At 67.9% G+C, this 22,326-nt stretch carries 19 protein-coding genes; 6 read left to right on the top strand and 13 right to left on the bottom strand.

The annotated features are described in order from the left end of the window. Positions 1-7: 7 nt before the first annotated feature. The 6 genes from AB0K51_RS28450 to AB0K51_RS28425 all read left to right on the top strand — a co-directional run bounded on the left by AB0K51_RS28450 (position 8) and on the right by AB0K51_RS28425 (position 9,546). Complete coding sequence (locus AB0K51_RS28450) at positions 8-2,569, top strand: Z1 domain-containing protein (RefSeq protein WP_363460021.1); 2,562 nt, start codon at positions 8-10, stop codon at positions 2,567-2,569. After that, entirely contained in the window at positions 2,566-3,591 is a 1,026-nt protein-coding gene (locus AB0K51_RS28445; protein ID WP_363460020.1) for a PD-(D/E)XK motif protein, read from the top strand. Before AB0K51_RS28450 ends, AB0K51_RS28445 begins: the two co-directional genes overlap by 4 nt. After that, complete coding sequence (locus AB0K51_RS28440) at positions 3,588-5,585, top strand: hypothetical protein (protein ID WP_363460019.1); 1,998 nt, start codon at positions 3,588-3,590, stop codon at positions 5,583-5,585. The genes AB0K51_RS28445 and AB0K51_RS28440 overlap by 4 nt, the downstream gene beginning before the upstream one ends. After that, on the top strand, positions 5,582-6,481 hold the full coding sequence (locus AB0K51_RS28435) for a hypothetical protein (protein WP_363460018.1): 900 nt from the start codon (positions 5,582-5,584) through the stop codon (positions 6,479-6,481). The genes AB0K51_RS28440 and AB0K51_RS28435 overlap by 4 nt, the downstream gene beginning before the upstream one ends. Further along, positions 6,478-8,304: a DUF6339 family protein gene (locus tag AB0K51_RS28430; protein WP_363460017.1), complete on the top strand. Its 1,827-nt coding sequence runs from the start codon at positions 6,478-6,480 to the stop codon at positions 8,302-8,304. Before AB0K51_RS28435 ends, AB0K51_RS28430 begins: the two co-directional genes overlap by 4 nt. Before the next feature lie 132 nt (positions 8,305-8,436). After that, positions 8,437-9,546 carry a DNA cytosine methyltransferase gene (locus tag AB0K51_RS28425; protein ID WP_363460016.1) on the top strand — a complete coding sequence of 370 codons (1,110 nt, stop codon included), beginning with the start codon at positions 8,437-8,439 and terminating at the stop codon, positions 9,544-9,546. A 126-nt stretch (positions 9,547-9,672) separates the two neighbouring features. Here AB0K51_RS28425 and AB0K51_RS28420 read toward each other — a convergent pair whose 3' ends face one another. The 13 genes from AB0K51_RS28420 to AB0K51_RS28360 all read right to left on the bottom strand — a co-directional run bounded on the left by AB0K51_RS28420 (position 9,673) and on the right by AB0K51_RS28360 (position 22,195). After that, positions 9,673-11,652, bottom strand: coding sequence for an ABC transporter ATP-binding protein (locus AB0K51_RS28420; RefSeq protein ID WP_363460015.1), 1,980 nt, complete (start codon positions 11,650-11,652; stop codon positions 9,673-9,675). A 372-nt stretch (positions 11,653-12,024) separates the two neighbouring features. After that, positions 12,025-12,507: an NUDIX domain-containing protein gene (locus AB0K51_RS28415; protein WP_363460014.1), complete on the bottom strand. Its 483-nt coding sequence runs from the start codon at positions 12,505-12,507 to the stop codon at positions 12,025-12,027. A gap of 126 nt (positions 12,508-12,633) precedes the next feature. Beyond that, positions 12,634-13,527, bottom strand: coding sequence for a phosphotransferase (locus AB0K51_RS28410; RefSeq protein ID WP_363460013.1), 894 nt, complete (start codon positions 13,525-13,527; stop codon positions 12,634-12,636). Beyond that, positions 13,524-13,964 carry an NUDIX domain-containing protein gene (locus AB0K51_RS28405; protein WP_363460012.1) on the bottom strand — a complete coding sequence of 147 codons (441 nt, stop codon included), beginning with the start codon at positions 13,962-13,964 and terminating at the stop codon, positions 13,524-13,526. Before AB0K51_RS28405 ends, AB0K51_RS28410 begins: the two co-directional genes overlap by 4 nt. A gap of 394 nt (positions 13,965-14,358) precedes the next feature. Beyond that, positions 14,359-15,690, bottom strand: a complete 1,332-nt coding sequence (locus AB0K51_RS28400) for a serine hydrolase domain-containing protein (protein WP_363460011.1) — start codon at positions 15,688-15,690, stop codon at positions 14,359-14,361. Next, positions 15,687-16,592: an HEXXH motif-containing putative peptide modification protein gene (locus AB0K51_RS28395; protein WP_363460010.1), complete on the bottom strand. Its 906-nt coding sequence runs from the start codon at positions 16,590-16,592 to the stop codon at positions 15,687-15,689. The genes AB0K51_RS28400 and AB0K51_RS28395 overlap by 4 nt, the downstream gene beginning before the upstream one ends. 98 nt (positions 16,593-16,690) lie before the next feature. Further along, positions 16,691-16,831 (bottom strand): hypothetical protein, encoded by a 141-nt coding sequence (locus AB0K51_RS28390; protein WP_363460009.1) that lies wholly within the window; start codon positions 16,829-16,831, stop codon positions 16,691-16,693. Between the two features lie 106 nt (positions 16,832-16,937). Beyond that, on the bottom strand, positions 16,938-17,795 hold the full coding sequence (locus AB0K51_RS28385; RefSeq protein WP_363460008.1) for a protein kinase: 858 nt from the start codon (positions 17,793-17,795) through the stop codon (positions 16,938-16,940). Further along, positions 17,755-18,438: a hypothetical protein gene (locus AB0K51_RS28380; RefSeq protein WP_363460007.1), complete on the bottom strand. Its 684-nt coding sequence runs from the start codon at positions 18,436-18,438 to the stop codon at positions 17,755-17,757. The genes AB0K51_RS28385 and AB0K51_RS28380 overlap by 41 nt, the downstream gene beginning before the upstream one ends. 5 nt (positions 18,439-18,443) lie before the next feature. Further along, complete coding sequence (locus AB0K51_RS28375) at positions 18,444-19,199, bottom strand: hypothetical protein (protein WP_363460006.1); 756 nt, start codon at positions 19,197-19,199, stop codon at positions 18,444-18,446. Continuing rightward, complete coding sequence (locus AB0K51_RS28370; RefSeq protein WP_363460005.1) at positions 19,196-19,828, bottom strand: hypothetical protein; 633 nt, start codon at positions 19,826-19,828, stop codon at positions 19,196-19,198. Before AB0K51_RS28370 ends, AB0K51_RS28375 begins: the two co-directional genes overlap by 4 nt. Beyond that, entirely contained in the window at positions 19,828-21,723 is a 1,896-nt protein-coding gene (locus AB0K51_RS28365; RefSeq protein WP_363460004.1) for a radical SAM protein, read from the bottom strand. The genes AB0K51_RS28370 and AB0K51_RS28365 overlap by 1 nt, the downstream gene beginning before the upstream one ends. Before the next feature lie 37 nt (positions 21,724-21,760). Continuing rightward, positions 21,761-22,195 (bottom strand): NUDIX domain-containing protein, encoded by a 435-nt coding sequence (locus AB0K51_RS28360; protein ID WP_363460003.1) that lies wholly within the window; start codon positions 22,193-22,195, stop codon positions 21,761-21,763. Positions 22,196-22,326 lie beyond the last annotated feature (131 nt).

Below are 22,326 nucleotides of genomic sequence, written 5' to 3'. Positions count from 1 at the left end.
GACTGCTATGACCGATGAATTCGACGGAATGTACGACACGTTCAAGGCGCTTCTTGACACGTTCACTCCGGCAGACTCGATTAAGCGGCTGGAGCAGTTCGGTATCGGCCCCGATGTTATCCAGCAAATCCGAGACCGGCACGAACGGGAGGCGATTCGTGTCAGAGAGCTCGAGGAACCCCATGTCGTAGAGGACGGGGCTCGCGAAACCTGGTACACGGGCTCGCAGCCCAAGGACAAGTGTTGGCCGGCGATCGAGGCCCTGCTTCGTAAGGACGGATGGCCGGAGCCAGCGGTCAAGAGTCTCGATGACTCCTCTTACCGCATCGTGTCGTTGCTCAACCATCCGCGGGAGAGGGCCTTTTCCACACGCGGTCTTGTCGTCGGTTACGTGCAGTCCGGCAAGACGACCAATTTCACGTCGGTCGTGGCGAAGGCTGCAGACCGTGGCTACAAGCTGTTCATCGTCCTCGCGGGCGTCCACAACGGCCTTCGTCGCCAGACCCAGGCGCGACTGATTCAGCAGCTCGTGGAGCCGAATCCAACCTTGTGGTCCCAGCTAACGGGGCCCGACAAGGACTTCACTCCGCAGGAGAACCCGGCCTCGTATTTCGGCAAGAGCAACAAGACGCATGTGCTGTGCGTTGTGAAGAAGAACGCCACGGTGCTGCGCAAGCTCGCTCGTTGGCTCGATCAGGCGTCGGAGTACCTGCAGGACTGCCCGGCGCTGATCATCGATGACGAGGCTGATCAGGCGACCGTGGCGACGAAGTCGATCAACCCGCTGATCTTGAGCATCATGGAGAGTCTGCCGAAGTGTGCATACCTCGGCTACACCGCGTCTCCGTTCGCCAACCTGCTGATCGATCCGAGCGCCGAAGATCTTTACCCGAAGGACTTCGTGGTCAACCTTCCGAAGCCAATCGGTCATTTCGGCACGGAGGTTCTGTTCGGGCGCTATGCGCTCGACGGTGAGGATCCGGAACAGGTCGACGACGGGCACGACATGATTCGGTCGATCCCCGACGAAGACGTGCCGTACGTGCGTCCCGCCACGAAGGCGGACGTCGACGGCTTCGAGCCGGTTATCACCGACACCCTTCGTGAGGCCGTCGAATACTTCTGGCTGGCCACGGCCGCTCGACGCGTGCGCGACAGGGGGAATCCGCATAACACGATGTTGATCCACACCAGCGTCAACACGGCGGTACACAACAGCTTCGAGCGGCCACTCGAGCGACTGCGCGATCGGTCTGCGGAGGCCCTGGCGAATCCCGAGTTCGTCGCTCGGCTGCGCGGGCTGTGGGACCGAGAGACCGCCCGCGTCGCAGCCGAGGAGTTTCACGAGACGAAGGTGGAATTCGACCGACTTCTTCCGGAACTCCCGGGCGTCCTCGCGAGCTGCCGGATCATCATGGACAACTCCAGCAGTGAAGCTCGACTGGACTATGAGAACGGTCCGGTCGTGGCGATCGCAGTGGGCGGTAACACCCTTTCCAGGGGACTGACCCTCGAAGGCCTGTCGGTCAGCTACTTCGTCCGCTCGGTGTCGGCGTACGACACGCTCCTGCAGATGGGACGCTGGTTCGGGTTCCGAAACGGATACGCGGACCTCCCGCGGATCTGGATGACCGACGAGCTCGCCGGATGGTTCCGCCACATCGCCACCGTCGAGACCGAGATGCGTCGAGATATCGACGTCTACATGACCGAGGCCGAGACGCCGCTTACCTTCGCCGTGCGTCTTCGTACGCATCCGGCGATGCGTGTCACCGCGGCCGCCAAGATGCGGGGCGCCGTCATGGCCGCCTCCTCTTACGGCGGGAAGCGCGTTCAGACCCATTACTTTCACACCAACGCCGAATGGCTGAGGGGCAATCTCGATGCCGCCCGGACGCTCGTGACCGCGGCCAAGACACACTCGGTGCGGATGGAGGAACGCCCTGAGGACGGTCGCTACATCTTTCGCGACGTGCCGCACGAGCTCGTGACCGACTTCCTGGCGTCGTATCAGTTCCACGAGAAGTCCCAAGAGAACGACGGCGACCTGATCACGGGTTACATCAAGAAGCGAGTCCGTACGGCCGGCTCGCTGGGCAGGTGGAATATCGCGATCGTCGGCCACCCCGGCGGTACCGAAGACAAGCCTCTGACCTTCGCCGAAGGCGTAACGGTCGGCCGGATCAGCCGCGCCCGCGTCACCACCACCAGCCCCACGCCGGACTTCGCCGACATCAAGACGCTGATGAGCCGCCGCGACGCCGCCGTCGACCTGGGGGGCGACACGGCCAAGCTCGCGGAGCAGGAGATCAAGGCCGAGCGGATGCGTCAGTTCCCCGACCACGGCCTGCTGGTCCTCTACCCGATCGACAAGGTCTCGACGCCCGACCCGTCCAAGCAGCAGCGGCGTGAGCCGTTGAACGCAGAAGAACACGTCATCGGCGTCGGCCTGGTTTTCCCCGAGCCGAGGGGCTTGGACAGCACCGTGGAGAAGTACATCTCGGCCGACCTCTCCGGGATCCAGATCGAAGACGAGGACTACAGCTTCCTCGACGGTGAAGGCGCATGACCGACAGCGCGCTCCGGAAGGTCGTCGAACAGCACTGGACCGCTCTCGAGGCCGAACAAGCCAGTGGTGAAAGGCACCTGCGAGTCTCCCAGCTGCCCGTGAACACAGACAGCGGGCCCTTGGCGGTGGGTGTCGATCATGACGGTCACCGCCACCTCCTCGTGCCGATCCATTCGCATCAGAAGGTCCGGACGGGCTTGGACGGCCCAGTTCTCCGGCTGCGCAAGCGACCGTTGGAGGACAAAGAGATCTATCAGACGTACGCCGATCTCGGATGTCTGAGAGGTGACCTCAACGATCTGTTCACGGAACTGTGCGTGGAGGTTCTGGTCGTAGCCGAGAGCATGCCCGAAACCCCGGTCAAGGCCCTATACCGCGTCCTCGACCGGTGGCGGGCGCTGTTCCGTACAGAGAACAAGCCGCTGGGGCCAGAGCAACTCGCCGGTTTGTTCGGAGAGTTGATCCTACTGAATCGGCTTCTAGACCAGGACCCGAGCGCTCACCGGCTCTGGCGCGGTCCGCATGGTCACAGTCACGATTTCTCGACGGCGACCACCGCCGTCGAGGTGAAGGCCACCACGGTGGGTGAGGGACGTAGACCGCGGATCCATGGGCTCGACCAATTGGAACCACCGGCAGACGGTCTCCTCTGCCTGGCCTGGTTCCGCCTCCAGCGAACCACCGCAGACGGCCTGGGCACCGGATTCATCGAGTCGATCGAACGGGCACTGCGGCTCTGCGACGACGAGAGCTCGCTACTCGAACTGCTCGCTTCGGCCGGCTTCCACCCCTCCGACAGCGATTACTACCGGGATGTGCGCTTCGTGATCACCGAGGAGGCGTGGTATCGAGTCGATGCTGAATTCCCCGGACTGACGAGCCAAGCCCTCGCGGCGGCAGGCGTGCCGGTGACGATCCTGGAGGTCGAGTACACGATCGACCTGTCCGGAGAACATCCCGTGCCGCTGACGCACGAGACCGTGTCCGAGGTGATCAACACTATGATCCAGGAGTCCGTGTGACGGATCCCCGCTGGTTGTCCCAGCCGTTCCCTCCGGAAGGCGCAAGTGCGGCCGAAGGCATCCGTAACCAGCTCGGACGCCCCGAACTCGACCTTCTCACCATCTTGGTGCGTGAGTCCGCACAGAACAGTTGGGACGCGCGCCTGGAGGGCTCCCCCGAACCGGTCGACTATCGAATCGACCTGGGGACGGTCGGCCCCGCACACGTACGCGAGTGGCGTGAGCTGCTTCTGGGCGGGGCACCGATGAGCGCCCATCTCCCGCTGCGGGAGTCGCTGATGCGTGGCGTGGTTCGAGTGGTGGCGATCTCCGACCGGGGCACCCGAGGTCTCGGTGGACCCACCAGAGCCGATGACGCGATCGGCGACGACCGAGACTTCGTCTCGTTCATCCGCAACATCGGCGAACCGCGTAATACAGCGCTCGGTGGCGGCACTTACGGTTTCGGCAAGGGCATCTTCTACCTGCTTTCCAGATGCGGCACGATCCTGGTACACACACGCTGCCGGACCGACGAGGGCGGGTACGAGACCAGGCTCATCGGTTGTGCCCTGTGGAAGAGCTACGTCGCCTCCGGGCCTAACGGCGAACGTCGGTACACCGGTAGGCACTGGTGGGGCGATGCCTCGGGCCCGGTCGTCGAACCCCTCGTGGGAGCCGAAGCCGAGGCCACGGCCCGACGTCTCGGTCTCAAGCCGTTCGGTCCCGCCGAGACGGGCACCACCATCGTGGTCGTAGACCCTTCCCTTGAGGACCTCGAGCCCGCGGCCGCGGCAGAGTACCTCGCCGAGACCGTGACCTGGCATCTGTGGCCGAAGATGATCGCTACCGGTACCGGACAGTCCGCGATGCGCTTCACCGTCGGTTGCGACGGCAGGGATCATCCGGTCCCCGACCCGCGGCAGACCCGCCCCCTCGACATGTTCGTCGCCGCTTACGAGGCCATGCTCGGCCCGAACGGCAAAGACATCGAGTGCCGCAAACCCAAGAAGCACCTCGGCAGGCTCGGCCTGGTCACACGGATCATCCCGCCCCTGGAACCCAGCAGCGCCTCTCGCCTGCTCGGGATGGAAGACCTCGTCCATCACGTCTGCCTCATGCGGCCCGCCGAATTGGTCGTCACCTACCACCCCGGACCCAAGCCGCCGAGCGTGAACCAGGGCTACGCCGGGGTGTTCCGGGGAGACCCGGACATGGACGACGCGTACGCGCGGGCCGAACCACCGACGCACGACGCCTGGCACCCTCAGTCACTGGACTACCCCGATAGCACCTTCGTCCGAACGACGTTCCGGCGCATTCAGGAACAGATCGACGGGCTACTCGCACTCGGAGGGACCGCCCGCCCCGGTGCTGCCAAGGTGGCACTGGGAGCGGCCAGCTCACTCTTCGCAGGGCTCGTAGGAGGCGCTTGGGGAATCGGCGGCGCAACGGACTACCGCAGACCCGGTAGCACGGCGACTCCCTCTTCGCGCGTCGCGGAGGTCGCCGAGCACGAGCTCCTCGAACCGGTCGACTCAGGCCGCCCCCGGGTGAGTACCGGCTTCACCACTACTCACCCGGCTTCAGGGGAGTCCGGCTCGGGAAGCGATAATGCCAATGCGGGTGCCGCGCACGGCCACGGAGTAGCCGCTCCGGGGGGTGGGTCCATTCGCCGTCGCCCCCGCGTGCAGTATCTCGGCGATCCCTACTACGAGGACGGTTCCGACACCACCGTCCTCGTGCAGGAGTTCATATTGCCCGTACCAGGGCGCCAGCGTGTTCGCGTCGACCTGGCGGTCACTTTGCCGGGCAGCGGCGGCCGAGAGTCGGACCCGCCCCTGGATGCGCAGATGCCCGAGCTCGTCGGCTGGCAGGACGCTACGGGACGCCTCCACACCGACCCGTCGTTCGAAATCGACGGAAGTGACGTCGTGTGGCGAGCCGTGGTCCGTCCCGCTCCGGACACCATGACGGAAATCGACATCAAGGTCGAGGCGGTGAAGGCCCAGTGAGCCGTCGGGCACTCCCGTATCGAATCCCGTCCGAAGACGTCGTCCAGGTCGACCCCTGGGACCTGATCACCGACGACGGCCACATCCCTATGCCCGAGGCCCTGCCCGACTGGGACTACCAGATGGATCTGCACCTGCGTAGAACCGTCCGGATCGACCAGGACCGAGCACGCTCCCAGGCAGGACTCCCGCCCGAAGCCGTGCTCATGCTCGCCGTCGTTTGGACGGCCACCGGCTCCAACCTCAGTGGCCCCGCCCAGCACGTCCGCCTTACGGGCAGCGGGTCGGCCGCCGTCTCGCTCGACGTCCGGCTTCGAGGGTCCGATCTGGGTGGACTCCTCTTCGTGGATACCGCCCTTCTACTCGCTGAACACCGAAGTGACGGCCGGCCGTCCTCGCCGCGCCGCGCCGGATCGGTCCTGTGGAGTGACCGTTCGGCCCTACGGCTTCAGGGCGACGCACCGCAATTCCCGATGGCAGTGATCGACTTCGGGCGGACCTCCTTTCCAGACGGTGCGGCCTGGCATTTGCAGATCAGCGGCAACCTGGAGAGCGCGACCATGGGCTCGCTGCTTCTGCTGGTCAACGAGCGGAATACGGCGGTGGCCACGGCCTTCGAGAACGCGGGCAAGCCGCGAGACATCGACAGGATCGTACTTTCCGCGGTGTACGCGGACACCGCACGGACCATGATCGAACATGCGCTGTCACTCGACGAGTTCGTCGATGGCGCCGAGTTCCCAGCCGAGTCGCTCGGGGAGACCTTGACGGCGCTGTTCGACCAGCTGTTTCCCGGTCGCTCGATCAGTGACATGAGGTTGCGCCGACACCAGTCACCGAGCCTATTCGCCTCGGAAATGCAGGAAGCCGTGAAGATCTTCGAGGTGTCGCGATGAGCAATCTCTACCCCCGTCTGCTCTCCGACCAGGCTCGACGCCTGTTCGACGAATACCGCCAACTCCCGCTTGCCCAACTCACGAAGCAGGTGGCCACTTCCCACGACTCCGCGGTCTACGTCGCGACCGGGGGCGACCGGATTTCCGATGCCCAACTCAACCGGCTGCGCGGCCTGGTGCTGGACCTCGCCGCAGATGCCGGCTTTCCAGAGCCGGCCGGTCGCGCGCGGAACGCCGAGTTCGACATCCGACTCGCGGCGCTGTTGCACTCGGAGATGGGGCTGGTCCCCGCCGAGGCCGCCGCACGGGACGTGTGGGCGTTCCTGGCCTTGGTCCTGCTGCCGGACGTGGCCTACTGGCGCTACCCCGAACCGCCCAGAGACCGCATACTCGGCACTGATCTCACTCGTCATGTCTTCGGCCGTCTGTGGTGGCGGGCCCAACTCGTCCATTCGTCGGGCGACACGGAGCCCTACGGCGCGCTCGGAATCCTCGGCGAGGCCGCCTTCGACCAGATCTATGCCCGTCGAGCGGCGCTCGGCGGAAGCCCGCACACGGTCAAGGCCATCCTGCGGGTTTGGAACGGACTCGACCTGCGGGGTCTGAACGAACGCGACACTCTGCGTGACTTTCTCAAGAGAATGCTGCGACTCGCTCCGTTCGTCCTCTTCGACGGAATCGAGGAGCAGGCGCTTGATGAGGAACTTCGAGCCGTCGCGCATGAATCGGTGACCGCGCTGCTACGAGCGTCCTCCCCGGAATCCCCATCGTCGGGAGCATCGGATCAGGTGCCCGCGCCCGTCTCGGAGCGCACACAGTCCAAAGCCCGGCCAGCGAGTGATGCTCACCGCGAAGTGTCGTCACGGCTCACCTCGCTGGAGATCTGCGCCGGGTCCGGAGCCCAGGCACTCGGTCTCGAGCGCGCGGGCTTCGAACCGATCCTCCTGCTCGACCGCAACCCCAAGGCGTGCGCGACCATCTCTCTCAACCGCCCCCACTGGGACGTGCGCTGCAGCGAGATCGGGGACTTCGACCCTCTGCAGCACCCAGAAGCGCTAGAGGTAGACCTGCTCAGCGGTGGCCTGCCTCGAATCAAGTCGGCGGCCGCGGTGCGGAGGGCCGACGACGAGGAACCACGCAAGGTGCTCGAGGCCGCTCTGCGACTGGTGACCCTCGTCCGACCCAAGGTGGTTCTCATTGAGAACCTCGCCGATCTCGTCGCAAGTCCGGATTTCTCCGCCGACCGTGCTTGGATCGAAGCCGAGCTGGCGCAAGCCAGCTACCACTCGAACTGGGCAGTGCTCGACGCCGCCGACTTCGGTGTGCCCCAGCACCGGAAGAGCGGATTTCTCGTCGCTCTCCTCGAGCCTTTCAGCTCCGGCTTCTTCTGGCCGGAGCCCATCGGCAGGCCCGCGCCGACCGTTGGTGAGGTACTCGGTGCTTCCATGGCCAGCCACGGCTGGCCCGGTGCCGATACCTGGTCCGCCCGAGCGGATCGCGTGGCGCCCGCGCTCGTAGGCGGCTCGGAGAACCGAGGCGGGGCAGACCTCGGCCCCACCGGAAGCAAGCGAGCTTGGGCCGGCTTGGGGGTCGACGGCAACAGCCTGGCAGATGATCCCCCAGGCGCCGACTTCCCGGTGGACGGCCACCCCAAGCTCACGGTGAGGCAGGCGGCGAGGATCCAGGCGATCCCCGACGATTGGCAGCTCGCTGGCGGAAAGACCGCCGAGTACAGGCAGGTCGGCCATGCTCTGCCACCGCCGGTCGCCGAGGCCGTGGGCCGCGCGATCGCCTGCGCGCTCGAGGCCGCCGAGCGAGTATAGGCGGCGTCACCCGGTCATCCGGTTCGAAGAACCGATCCGGCCGGCTAGCATAGGGGCGACCTGTGTCCGCGACGCGGGAGAGTGGGCATGGACCGCAGCTCTCCCACACCTCCCGAACCGCAAGGAAACCGCGTGCCTGCGCCCTTCAAGATCATCGACCTGTTCGCCGGCCCGGGAGGGCTGGATGTGGCAGCGCAGGCGCTCGGCGTTCCGGTGGTCGCCGGTATCGAATGGGACGACGACGCATGTGCTACACGCACGGCAGCCGGGCTCCCGACAAGGAACCGGGATGTGCGCGAGTTCAAGCCGAGCGATTTCAAAGACGCCAACGTGCTGGCCGGCGGGCCCCCGTGTCAGACCTTCACCGTCGCCGGGAACGGTGAGGGAAGGGCCGCACTCGATCAGGTTCTCGAGTTCGCGAATCGTTATGCCGCCGTCCAGCCGGGGCGCCACGACGAGGAGTTCGCGGCGATTCGCGACGACCTCAAGCAGCTCAGCGACGAACGTACCGGCCTGGTCCTGGAACCGCTGCGATGGGCACTTGAGGCACTCATCGACGGACGGCCTTATCAGGCGATCGTCCTAGAACAGGTTCGTGCGGTACTCCCGGTCTGGCAGGCGTTCGGGGAGATCCTCAAGAGCAAGGGCTACGCGGTAGCCGAGCCGGAGATCCTCCACACTGAGGAATTCGGGGTTCCCCAGACTCGCCGTCGTGCCATTCTGATCGCTCGCTGGGCGGGGGATGGCGCTCAAATCGAGGGGGCGCCAGAGATTCCCGAGCCTTCTCACCGGCGTTACAGGAAGGGGGTCAGCCGGAACTCGGGGAATTCATCCCGCCTGCCCTGGGTGACAATGGGGGAGGCGCTCGGGCGAACGGACTGCTTCGAGGTGGTCTCCAACTACGGAACCGGCGGTAACCCGAAGGCGCGAGGGCGACGCCGGTACGACGAGCCTTCCGCCACCGTGACCGGCAAGGGTTCACGCAACAAGCTCGACTGGCGTGGCCGGGAACTCGGAGTGTTCTCGCTCGCCGAGTTGGGTGTACTCCAAACGTTCCCCCGGGACTATCCGTGGCGACGCGAAAACGGCGACGACGTCAATGCCCCCGGTGCACGCAGCGTCATCGCCCAGCAGATCGGCAACGCCGTGCCACCACGGCTGGGCATGCACGTCCTCGCCTCCGCGCTCGGTTTCAAGCGCGAAGATCTCGAAGCCGCGATCAAGCTGCAGTACGACTACTGAGCCGGAATCCACCGGTGATCGGGCGGGTTTGGCCCGGCGAAGAGAGGTATCTGCTGAGCTGGGAAGACGGGAGTTCTCACGCTTTCGTCGGCCCGACCAGCAAGGCACCTCTGAATCGGATGGCGGTCAGCCGAGCGCGGCTGGGCGCTGGCCCGGGATGGTCCGGTCGCGTTGAAGGTCCAACAGTTCCCGGAAGAGGCCGTCCTTCTGCCCAGCCAGCTCTTCCCACGTGCCCGTTTGCGCGATCCGGCCCTGGTCCATGACGATCACCCGGTCCGCGACCTTGGCGTTGCTGATGTTGTGCGTGACCAGCACGGTGATCCGCTCCGGTGCGAGTGGTCGCAGGGCGTGCAGGATCTTGTGCTCGCTTCGGGGGTCGAGGTCGCTGGTCGGCTCGTCCAGGATTAGCAGGCCGGGGTTGAGGGTGGTGCGGTAGAGGGCGCGGGCGACGGCGGCGCGCTGCCAGCCTCCGCCGGACAGTTCGGCGCCGCCGAGCCAGCCCTGCGCGAGGAGGGTTCGCCAGCCGGAGCGAAGCCGGGCCACGATCTCGTCGAAGCCGGTCTTCGCCGCTGCCTTCTCGATCTCGCCCATCAGGTCGTCGGTGGTGTGCCCCAGGTGGACGTTCTCGGCGGCGGAGAGCGGCCAGCGGGCGAACTCCTGTGGGATACGGGCGACGCGCTGCCACATGCCGTCGGCGTCCAGTTCCCCGACCGGGACGCCGTCCCAGGTGATCTGCCCGTGCTGGGGCAGGAGCAGCCCGGCGAGTAGTTTGAGCAGGGTGGTCTTGCCGCTGCCGTTCTGGCCGATGATCGCGACCACCTGGCCGCGGTGCAGGGTGAGGCTGACCCCCTTGAGGGCTGGTTCCTGCTGGTCGCCGGGATAGTGGTGGGTGAGATCCTTGACCTCGACCACCGCGGGCGCGGCGGGGATGATGTCGCCGCGCTGGATGCGGTATCCGCCAGCCTCGTCAAGGAACTCGAAGAAGTCGTCCAGGTACAGGCCCATGCGGTAGAGGCGGGCGCCGTTGCCGACCATGCCCTGGATGCCGCCGGTGGCGGTGCGGATCGCGAAGACGGCGCTTCCGGCGGCGGCGAGGGCGATCCGGCCCGAGGCGAAAAGGTACAGCAGCGATCCCCAGATCAGTGCGCTCCCGACTCCGGTGCCGACGGCGGCCCACAGGGAGACCCAGGCGGCGTCCCGGGTGGCCTGGTCGGTGGCGGCGGCGATCCGCTGCTCGACCTGCCGGTACTTGCGCATCATGAACGGGGTGATCTGGTCGGAACGGACCTGGTCGGCCCGGCCCTTGTCGATCAGGAACCAGCGGTAGATCCGCAGCGCCTGTCGTTCCTCGCTGGTGGTCACCGCGGCGAGGTAGTGGATGCGGGCCGTGCGCACCGCGGCGATCCCGGTGGGTACGGACCCGAGTAGCAGGAACGGGACGATCCGCCAGTCCAGCGAAGCGAGCACCCCGGCCGCCGCGATGAGGGAGATGGTCGAGGCGATGACGTCCTGAGCGCTGGACAACAAGTCCGGCGTAGTCGCAGCCCCGCGGTCGGCGGCCTCCCACTTCTCCGTGTAGGCGGGTTCGTCGTAGGCGCGCAGCTCGGCCGCGCACCCGGCGGCGATCAGCGCGAGATCGGCCTCGCGGTTCATCCGAGGCGACACCCGGCCCGACAGCGCCACTACCGCGATGCCCAGGATGGCGCGCAGCCCCGCGGCGACCAGCAGCGGGATCAGCGACGGGACCGCGGCGCGCAGGTGGTCGGTGACGGAGCCGGGCTGGAACAGCGCCCTGATGGTGCCGGTCGTCGCGTAGAGGGCGACGGCGCCGGCCACGCCGGACAGTGCCTGGCATACGAGCAGCAGCACCGTGGAAGTGCGGTCGGTGGCCCACGCCAGTGCCATCGCCCGGCGCACGAGTTGTGGCAGCCGGCGCAGCATCGCCACGGTGGAGATCGAGGTGCCGACCTTGAGCCGGTTGTCCCCGTAGTACCGCGACCGCAACTCTTCGTCGTGCTCCTCTACTGCCTGATCGTCCGTCGCCTGGGCAGGGAGGGCTGGTGCGTCCTCGGGGTCCTGGGCGGTCTTGACGCTGGGTTCGGTCACGGCGCTCCCATGAGTGGCTGGTGGCGAGAGGGACGGGCATTGTTTCGACCGGGTCGGAGCAGCGCTCCGCCCGCCGGCGCGCACTGTGCGGGTTCTGCAGTGCTGCTACGAAGACCAGGGATGGAGGCGCCTACGCTGGTCGGTCGGGCGGCGGGAAGGGCAGCCCGGTCGCGTCCAGACGGGTCAGCTCCCGGTGCACTTCGCCGTCCGGGCCGGTAGACGGCGCGATAGAGGAACGCGGCGTCGCCGCTCGCCGGGACGGCAACGCCTTCTTCGACGACGGTGCTCGCGCTGGCGACCGCGCGCAATCGCTGGTCGAGATCCGTGTCGGCGACCGGCGGCTCGGGCAGCCAGCGATGGCGTTGGCCACGCTCACACCTCCTCCATGTCCCGCAGCGTGGCCGCGTCCCAGCCGAACGTGGAGAACGCGGGCCCGCCGCGCAGGTGCGCCTCGACCGCCCGGCGGGAGGTCGGGAACATCGGGGCGGGCAGCCGCGCGGCGGGCGACCAGCGCACATCCAGGTGCTTGTCCGGCTCCATGTTGGCGAGCGTGCCGCTGAACTCGGTGACGGCGAATGCAAACAGGACGAACCCGCCCTTGCCGTCCCAGCCCTGCCTGGCCTGCAGGGTGTGGACCAGTCGAAGGTTCTCAGGTGCGGCGATCAAACCGCACTCCTCGTACAGCTCGCGGGCGGCCGCGAGGTGGATCTCCTCGCCCGGGTCGACCTTCCCTCCGGGGATCGTCCAGGCCAGCTGGGGTGTCCAACTGTGCTGGGCATAGTGGACGGTGGCGATCTGGTCGCTCGCCAGGTCGTGGGCGATGACGCAGGCCGACAGCCTGCTCGTCTCGTGCACCGAGTACTCCAAGTCCTAGGGGGGAGGGAACGTGATTGGCGGTTCTACGTCCCAGGCAGCGGGGAGGTCGAGCGCAGCGCCACGAAAGACGTCGACCGGTCCTCCTCGTTGACGTCTGGGCGGCGATCAGTCGGCGGGGCGGCGGAGCTGGTCGAGCATCGTGAGGCCGTATCGGTGGATCTCATCGTCGCGGTGCTTGGCTGCCCAGCGCAGCGCGGACGGGCAGTCGATCGCCGCGTACGCCCGGCACGCGGCCTGTTCGGCTTCGGTGAGGGTGCGGCCGTAGCCGTCGAAGAACGCCTCGCGCAGCACCGGCCGGTGGGCGGTGATCTGGTAGACGATCCGCATCAGGTCGCGACGGACCGCTTCCTCGACCTGGCTGCGCTCGAAGTCGATCAGCCGAACCAACATTCCGTCGCCGCTGGCGGTGTCAACGATCCAGTTCCGCGGGCTGAAGTCTCCATGACACACCACCAGCGGCAGCACGGGCGGCGGCACGGCCAGCGCCGCGTCCAGCACCGCCAGGTCCTCGCCCCCAAGGCCGACCTCGCGCGCCACGTTCAGGGCTCGCTCGCGCTCCTGTGGCCACGGCATACCCCGCTCGTCGCCGGGGCCGACCACATCGGGCAGCGGCTGGTCGTGCAGCCTGCGCAGCAGCTCGCCCGCCTGCCGGTAAGTCTCCGTTCGCTGCCGCGCGGTGAGCGAGGTGTGCCGCAGCGCGGTGCCGTCGACCGCCCCGGTGACGACGAGCAGCGCGTCGGCGTCGTGAGCGTGGAGAGCAGCGACGCGTCCGGGCGGCAGGACAGCGGTGGCGTGCTGATAGGCGTGGACCTCGCGCCGGTAGGACAGCTCCTTGCTGTGCCGCTTGGCGAACCACCGCCCGCCGACCTGGTCGGCGACCTCCCACAGGTAGGGGGCGCCGTGGCGGGTGTGCCCGTGGACAGCGAGTAGCCGGACGTCACCGAGGGCCTCCGTGAGGAGGCGGGTGACGTCGCTGGGCAACGTCTGGTCGTGGATCACGACGGCCAGCCGACGACGGACATGGTCTGCCCGGCCGTGATCTGAGCGAGGGCGAGAGCCGTGTACTCCACGATCGGCTCCGGCAGCTTCTCGATGGGGAACCAGGCCAGCGCGGTGCACTTGCCGGGTTCGCGGTTGGTGACTTCTCCCGTGAAGGTGCGGGGTGCGAAGAACATCTGCATCCGTCCGGCCCCGTCGTCGGCGTCGAGGTGGTGCAAGGTGTGGACGAGCTCGAGGTCCTCCTCGCGGATCTGGATGCCGAGTTCCTCCTCGGCCTCGCGGGCCATGCCGCGCAGGACGGACTCCCCCTCCTCCAAGTGGCCTGCGGGTACGTGCCAGTGCCCTTCGGCGAAGGAGGTGCCAGCGCGCTGCCCGAGCAGCACCCGGCCGTCCTCGATCAGGACCAGGTGCACTCCCACAACCATCGTGTGCGGCACGGGACTTCTCCTCCGTATATGACGGACAGCGGACTCGGGTATCGGCCCAGGCCGGTTCAGGGCACGGCGAAGCAGCGGTTCGGCCATGAGTACGGTCCTCGCACGTGAGTGCGTTGGCAGGTGTCCCACCGTAGGCGGCGCGCCGGGGCCGCATCGGCGTGTCGCGCCGGATGCCACACGATCCGGTGAACAGCTCCAACTGCCTTTACTGAGAGTGTCGTTGCCAGCAGCAGTGAACACCCTCTCAGAGGGTCCTGACAGCGGGGGCCGGACCGGCCTGGCGGTCGTGTTCACGCCGTCTCCAGGGCGGTGATCTGCTCGCGGATGCGTCCGCGCCGCGGCTGCTGCCGGCTGCCGCAGCCGGGTGAGGAAGCGGTGTCGTCCGGTTTCTGTGTCACTGGCGCTTGTAGAGAAGAGCTGGAGCCCGGACGAGGTCGAGGATGAAGCGTTCGGGGACCATCTCGTCGTCTTCAGTCCCCTGGACGGTGATTCGGTAGCCGGGGCCGATGTACGTGAGCGGTCCTGACTTGGTCAGCCGGTCTCCAGTGCCTCGGCGCCAGAGATGAAGGGCTCCGTCCTTGTGACTGAGCCGCAACGTGCCGGGCACCTCGGCACAGACAAACGTGCCGAGAATGGAGGGGCCCTCACTATCGATCCGGGTACCTTCGCATGCGTAAGCCGACGCCCTTGGGCCTGTTGACACTGCCAGCGCTGCGGCGACCGACTCCTCGAGTCCGTCGACGCGAGGGGTTCGGAGCTGCGCACCGAGCCTTGCCGCGACGTGATCGGCCGCGATGGTGTGGTTGTTTGACATGCAGATGATGCGCGCCCCGGTCGAACCCAGTTGAGCCGCTGCAGAAAAGCCTTGTTCGTGGCCATAGTGGAAGACGTCACGCTGCGCGGTGTGGGCGTCTGCGTATAGACCAGGTCCGTACAGATAACGGCCTTGGTCGGCTGGCTGGTACGGAACGGTGCGCTGCTCGGGGAGAGCGAGACCGTCTTGGTGCCAACGGCCATGGAGGTAGTCCAGCCAGCGGTCGAGATCGGCTGGTGTGGTCCAGAGGGCGCCGGGTCCGGGCAGGGCGGCTGGCTCGGCTGCGTGTTGCCAGCCTCCCGAGGTGGGCTGGTAGCTGCTGGCGCCGCCGAGGACGAGTTGGCGCGGGTCGGTCTTGAAGCGGGTGGAGGCCATGCCCAGCGGGTCGAAGAGGCGGACGCGGGCGAGGTCGGCCAGGTCCCTGCAGTAGACGACTTCGAGGATCTCGGCGAGGAGGAGATAGTTAGTGTTGCTGTAAAGGAACTGGCCTTCGGGGACTGATCTTTGCTTCTGCCGGCAGGCGAGGCTGAGTAGGTCGTCGGCAGTGTAGTAGTCGAGGTCGCGGAAGCCAGCGAGGGAGAGCAGAGTCTCGGCGTCGCGGAGGCCGGAGCGGTGGGTGATCAGGTCGGCGATGGTGACGCGGACCTGGAGGCGTGGGAGGAGGGTGTTCGCCGGCTGATTGAGCGTGAGGAGGCCGTCCTCGGCGGCGAGCAGGACGAGGTGGGCGGTGATCTGCTTGGCGACGGAGCCGACGTTGAAGGTGGTGTCCGGTCCGATCGCGACGGCGTGTTCGAGGTTGGCCAGCCCGATGTGGAGCTGGGCAGCGTCTTCACAAGGGCGGCGGACCAGGATCGAGATTCCGGGTGAGGTGTGGGGGTCGGCCGTCGGCAGGGTGTCGTGGTGGGCGTTCACAGGCTGAGGGCCTGGTGGTGGACGGCTTGCAGGCGGGCGCGGAGGCCGTCGTTGGTGATCAGCTGGAGTGCCCGGGCGTAGTCGTCGGTGGTACCGGCGAGCAGGTCGCGCTGCTGGTCGAGGTAGGCGGTGAGGAAGCGGTGGAGGTCACCGCTGGTCCGATGGAGGACGCGGGCGGTGTAGATCATGGTGAGGGGGAAGGCCCAGCAGGCGTGGAGGAAGCCGAAGGCGGGCCGGGTGGTCTGCTTCCACGGCGAGTAGAAGTGCTCGTTGTCGCTGATCTTGCAGCTTGTGGCGGCCAGAGCGTCGTTGAGCCAGTTGTGGCCGGCCTCGTGGATCAGGTCGCGGGCGAGGACGACGGGGTCGCCGACGTGGTCGAGGAAGACCGTGCCGGGCAGGCGGCTGATGGTCCAGCTGTCCAGGGTGTCGCCGAGCTGTTTGTTGCGGAGCAGGCAGAGGACGAAGGCGTGTGCGGCGAGGAGGTCGGCGAAGCCGTTGCCGGCGGCCGTGGAGTAGGCGGAGGCCGCGAGGCTCCGGAGCTTGAGCGGGGCCTGGGCGGTGTCCGGGCGCAGAACGTAGTACGGGGTCTCGGAGATCGGTGACCGGGGCAGGTCGGCGAGGTCGGGGCTGAGAATGACGCGCGGGCCGACGGCGGTGGGGGTGAGCTTATCGGTGGCTCCGGCGTCGGGATTGACGGAGTACCAGTCGAAGCGGTCGGGGTCGTTGGCCCGGGCCGCGGCCTCGGCGCCTTCGAGGACGTGGTGAGCGAGGGCGTAGTCGATGGCGGCGTCGCCGATCGGTGGCGGGGGTGCGGTGGGGTGGGTGACGCTGTGGATCTTCGCGATGCGGCTGCGGTGAAGGCGCTTGATCGGCGGGAAGTCGAAGGCGATGGGTGCGTCCATGCGGTTTCTCCTCGGAGGGTTGAGGCCCTGGGGCCGGGCCGGCTGGCCCGGCCCCAGGGTTCACTGCCGGTGCTTGGAACTCCGGCGAGTGAGAGTGATCAGGCGGCGTCGACCTCGGTGGTCGGCCAGCCCTCGGCCGAGACGCTGGAGGTGTGCGCGGTGGTGCGGACGGTCTCGTCCTCGCCGCGCAGGTCCTCGACGGCGGCGATGAAGTCGCTGATGCGGTCGTTGGTGTCCATGTCCGTGCCCTTCTTGGTTGATGGATGGAGTGGAGCGTGTGCGTTGCGGGCTCGGCTCCAGGGCGGTGCTCTCGCCCTGCGCATGGCGGGCCTCCTGGAAGGTTGGTCAGCTGCGGTGGCTGGTGTGCCGGAGTGCGTCGCGCAGTTCGTCCATGCCTGGCCGGTCGGTCGGTGCGTGGGCGAGGGCGGCGGCGACGGTGGTCTTCAGTTCGCGCGGGATGCTGGTGTGCTCGTCCGGAGAGCTGAAGCGGGGGATGTCCGCGCGGAGGTACCGGTACGTGAGGACGCCGAGGCTGAACACGTCGGCGGCCGGGGTGGCGTGGTGGTAGTCGGTGGCGTACTCGGGCGGCCAGTGGACCTCGGGTCCGCGGGAAGCCGGTCCGCGCGGGGCGTCGGTGTGACAGGCCGCGCCGAGGTCGGTGATCAGGCCTTGGCCCCCATGGATGAGGATGTTCTCCTGGTAGACGTCCCGGTGCACGATGCCGCGGCGGTGAAGGTTGTGCAGGCCGTCGGCGACGTCGGCGAGGATGCCCAATCCCTGGCTGGACGTCTGATTTCCCAGCAGGGTCCGGAAGTTGCCGCCCTCGCAGTGCGGCATGGTGTACCAGTCGAAGCGCTCACAGCTGCCGCGCTCCAGCAGGGGGACGACGTGGTCGGTGCCGCCCGCGGCCCGGGTGAGCTCGGCTTCGTGAAGGAAGTCCTCACGGGCCAGGGCGCGTTCGGCGTCGGTCATCTGGGCGTACCAGTAGAAGCCGTAGGCGGCGGGCTTGGTGGTGTCGTCGAGTTCGGCGAGGACGTGGTTGCTGCCGAATCCGGCCTTGAGGACGACGGGTGCCTGGCCAGGGCGGCTGGCCTTGATGAGGGTGCTTGCGCGGGTGAAGGCGAGGAGGTCATGGACGTGCCAGCCGGCGTCGCGGACGTGGTCAAGGACCCATGCTGCGGGGTGGAGGGGGTGCAGGATCATCGGCGAATTCCTGGGTTCGGGGCTGGGGGACGGTCTCGCGGAGCCGTTCGAGGCAGGCGGCGGCAAGGTGGTCGAGGTGGGCCGTGGTGGCACAGAAGTGCCGCAGGACGGGCAGACCGGTGGTCTTGGTCCAGGCGTCGGCGGCCTGCTCGTACAGGTCGGCCAGCCGGTCGGCGGTGTCCGGATGCTCGGCGAAGCGCCGGGCTGTCGCCCGGGCGGCGATTCGGGTGTTGCAGGTCTCGGGCGGTGTGGTGAGCAGGACGGTCAGCCGTGGCCAGGTGGTGGACTGCTCGGCGAGGCGTTCGACAAAGGCGTGGACGGACCGCTGGTGGAGCAGGGCGAGCAGGGCCGCGGTGGAGAGGGTGAGCCGGTCGGCGATCACCGGGCCGAGCGTCAGGGCGGGGGTGAGGTTGAAGCGGGCGTGGAGGGCGAGGTCCCAGCAGGCGGCCTCCGAAGCCTCGTCGGCGCTGGCAGCCGGTTGGCCGGCGCGGAGGCCGATAAGGGTTCGGGTGGCGATAGGTGATAGCCAGGAGAACTGGCCGGTGTGGCTGAGGGTGATGCCCTCGACGTGGGCGTCGGCGAGGAGGCGGTCGCGCAGGGTGCTCTTTCCGGCACCTGCGATTCCTTCCAGGGCCAGCAGCACCGTGGTCACCTCCGGCGATCGGTGGTGGTGGGGTTCGGGTCGGGCTCGGCGGTCAGCCAGCTGATGAACTTGGCGGCGCGACCCTGGATGACGGGGAGAGTGCCGTGGGTGAGCTGGGAGCCGTAGAACAGGGCTGTGCCGGGGGAGGGGTCGACGCTCCAGCGGGTGCGGGGCATCTGCTGGAACCAGGTGGCGGAGTTGTCGGCGCCGTCGTTGGCCAGCCACATGCCGTCCGCGTAGCCGTGGTCGCTGGCGTCCGTGGGCTGGGTGTTCCAGAGCTGGTCGCTGGAGGCGGTCTCGACGTAGAAGTCGCCGCCGACTTCGGCGGGGGTGATGACGACGCTGATGCCGGCGATCTGGCGGGGCCAGGCGAGCGGGTCGGGAGCGATGCCGTCGAGGTGGCCGGTGATGTGCTGGCCGGGGCCGTACTCGACGTACGTCCAGGGGCGGCAGGTGGTGATGGAGGGCATGACGCGGGCGAGGGCCGGGCGGGCGCGCTCGAAGGCGTGCTGGAGCAGCTTCTCGGCCTCGTCGGGGATGTGCGGGATCTCGATCCGGCCGGCGGGCTCGTAGACGGCCATGGCCTGCTCGGCGGTGTGGCCAGGGATCTCATGGATGGAGACGCGGCGCTCGCTGCCGAAGCGGGCGCGGTCCTGGGCGGCCAGGAAGTCGTTCATCAGGGTGGTGAGGTGGCTCTGCTCGGTGGGATCGATGAAGTACTCGACGCTGCCGAAGCCGACGGTCTCGGCGATGTGGATCACTGGTGGTTCCTCCTCGTCTCAAGTACGCGGTGGACGTCGTCCAGGGCGGTGCAGTGGTTGAGCCAGCTGACGACCGGGCTGCGGGCGGCAGAGAGGGGTTCCTGCCACAGGGCGAGCAGTTCGCCGGTGAGCGGCAGGTCCTCCCGGGTGGGCAGCAGCGGGTTGCCTGCGGCGGGGCTGAGCGGCACGAGGGCAGGGCAGGCAGCGGAGTGCTGGGTGGCGAAGGCGTGCGCGAGGCGGGCGGCGGCTGTGGTGCGGCACGCCTGCCGAACGAGGTCGTCAGGCTGAGGCCGGTGGTAAGCACTGTGTTCGGTGACGATCCAGGCATCGATGATTGTGGCGCCCGCGGTGGCGACTCGGCAGGTCGCACAGCAGGTGCCATCCCGGTCAGGACAGGGCGCGTGGTGTCCAGACAGGGCGGTGGCGATCTCGTCGAGGGCGGCCCACGCGGTGGCGGCAAGGAGACCGTAGGCGGTGCGCTGGCGAGTGTCAGAGCGGTGGTTGCAGCACGCTTCTCCCGGGCCCAGCTCGGGTGCGGGCGTGAAAGCGGGGTCGATGAAGAGGGTGTGGAAGTAGACCATGCGGCCGAGGAGCTGGTGCAGCGTCACGTGGTCGAGGGCCGTGGTCATCACCGCATCGCCTCCGGCTGCCGGGTCGGCCGTTCGGCAGGGAGCGGGCAGAAGCACGCCGGACCGAAGTTCGGGTGTTCGTCTCGCAGGGCGTCCGCGAGCACGGCCGTGGCGGCGTCCAGGTGGGCGAAGTAGTCGTCCCAGCTATGGCCGTCGGCCGGTTCGAGCGCCAGGTCAAGGACCGGCGTAACCGTCCCGGCGGTCTCGCAGGTCAGCTCCGAGCGGCCGAGGGTGATCGCGACAGGGGCCGGCAGACGAGGCGTTGCCGTGCTGACGGCGCGGCACAGGGTGGCGGCGGCGCGAGCGTATTCGTGGCGGTCGCGGGCGAGGATGCCGACCTTGCGTGCGGCCGGCGCCAGGTCGAGGCCGGTGTAGGCGTGGCCCTGGCAGCTGTCGTACGTGACGAGGTTCCAGCGGCGGGTGACGGTATGGACGAGGGGCCAGACGCCGGGTTCGATGGCGTCCCGCCACTGGGTGTAGGTCGGGTCGAGGTCGTCGGCCTCGTGGATGCCGGGCTGACCGGCGGTGTTGATGTTGCCGTGGTCGCTGGTGTGCAGCCTGACCGCACCGCGCGGAGCGTCGTGGTCGTCCCAGCGGGCGAGGAAGCCCGTGACGTCGCGCATGCTATTCGGAGTGCGGGGGCGCCAGCGCAGTGTCCGGCACCAGGCACCGTCGGGATGGGCGGGCTGGGCGAGCAGGGCGGCGGTGCCGTCCACCACGCGCATCCGGTAGTCGCAGTAGGCGTCGTGGCCGTCGGCGAGGTTCATGCGCCAGCGGGTGGCGATGCAGCCGCCGCCGCAGGTGCTGCGGTAGTCGCAGGTCGTGCACTTGTTCATCAGGGCCTTGCCCTGGTTCAGCAGGTTGGAGCTCTGCTGGACGGCGGTGATCTCGCGCTGGTCGCTCGTCGTGTGCAGACGGGTGAGCTGGGCCTGGGGCCAGGGCAGTTCGTCGCAGCTGCCGAGGCGGCCGTCGGGGTAGAGAGTGAAGACGTGGTCGCACTTGAGGTCGGAGAAGTGACAGAAGCCGGTTCCCAAACCGCGGAGGCGTCGGATGGTGGAGACGGCAGGTTCAAGCTTGATGCGCCTGAAGTGCCCAGCGCTTATCCAGTGCGCAGTGGCGGTGAGGACGAACTCGGCGTACACGTCGGGGTGGATGGCCCAGGCCGGTCCGCTGGCGGCGGCAACCGCGGTCTGCTGGAGGCGGCGGCTGACCGGAATGCGCCGACTTCTGGTCGTGGTGGGCCGGCGGATGGTGGTGTCGAAGCAGGGCACGAAGCTGACCGCGTTCACCGCGTCGAAGGCGGCGAGGTGGTCGAGTACCGCCCCGGCCCTGCCCAGCACAGCCGGGGTGACGGCGGCGATCACCCCGACGTGGCGGTCCCGCTCGCCGAGCAGCTTCAGGGCCCGGGCGACCCGCGGGTAGACCGGCTTGCCGTCGTAGCCGACGCGCCAGGCGTTGCCCTGCGCGTCCCCGTCGAGCGAGATGCCGATCTGGAGGGCCGGGTAGAGGTCGTCGAAGAGGTGTAACCAGTCCTCGTCGAGCCGGACTCCGTTGGTCTGGAGGGTCACCCGGACGACCTGGGGCAGCTCGGCCAGCTGGCCGAGGATCTCGGCGAGGTGGTCTTTGCCGGCGGTCAGCGGCTCGCCTCCGTGGAGTTCGACGGCGAGCGGGCGGCCCCGGAAGAGCTCGGCCAGCCGCCCGATCTGGGCGGCGCCGACCCGGGCTCCTCCGGGTGCCTCCTTGCGCTTCTCGTAGCAGTAGAGGCAGTCGATGTCGCACTCCTCGCCCCGCACCTTGACGATGACCGACACTGCGGTGCCGGTGTCGTCGGCGTCCAGGCTCCGGTAGAGCTGGTCGATCCCCTGGTAGTGCTGCTGCTCGGTGGTGCGGTGCATCGGCTGTCTCCCTCTCTACTGCCGTGACCGGATGGGGTTAGTCGGACAGGCGTCCCAGCAGGGCGCCCTGGCCGGACTGGAGGATGTGGGCCGCCTCCAGCGGGATCCAGAAGCACTCGAAGTGGGTGGGCTCCTGCTCGCCGTCGTGGTCCTCCTGGCTCATCCATCGCTCCGGGGTGGGCTCGGTGAGCTCCAGGTGGAAGACGTGCCGGCGCTGGATCTCGAACCGGTACGGGCTGATGTCGTACTCGGTCTCACCGAGCTTGCGCACGATCTTGAAGTCGGTCAGGCCGGTCTCCTCACGGGCCTCGCGCAGCGCGGCGGCCTCCGGGGTCTCGCCGGGTCGAATGCTGCCCGCCGGGACCTGGATTCCGACCTCCTCGTAGGAGTAGTCGGTGTGCCGGAACACCAGCAGCCGACCGTCGCGCACGACGTAGACGAGCACCTTGTCCTTGGTGACCTTCTCGGGCATGGATGAGCCTCTCGCTTGGTGAAGGTGGTTGTGGCCGGGTCGTGTCCCGTGGGGTGGTGTAGTGGTGGTGCGCCAACGGTCATGAAGTAGACGGGAGTTCGTCGAGGCCGGGGTTGTCGGGGTAGATCTTC

The sequence above is a fragment of the Kitasatospora sp. NPDC049285 genome (genome assembly GCF_040678815.1).
Classification (GTDB): domain Bacteria; phylum Actinomycetota; class Actinomycetes; order Streptomycetales; family Streptomycetaceae; genus Kitasatospora.
Note: the sequence above shows the minus strand (reverse complement) of the source record. Positions and strands in the feature narration are given on the sequence as shown.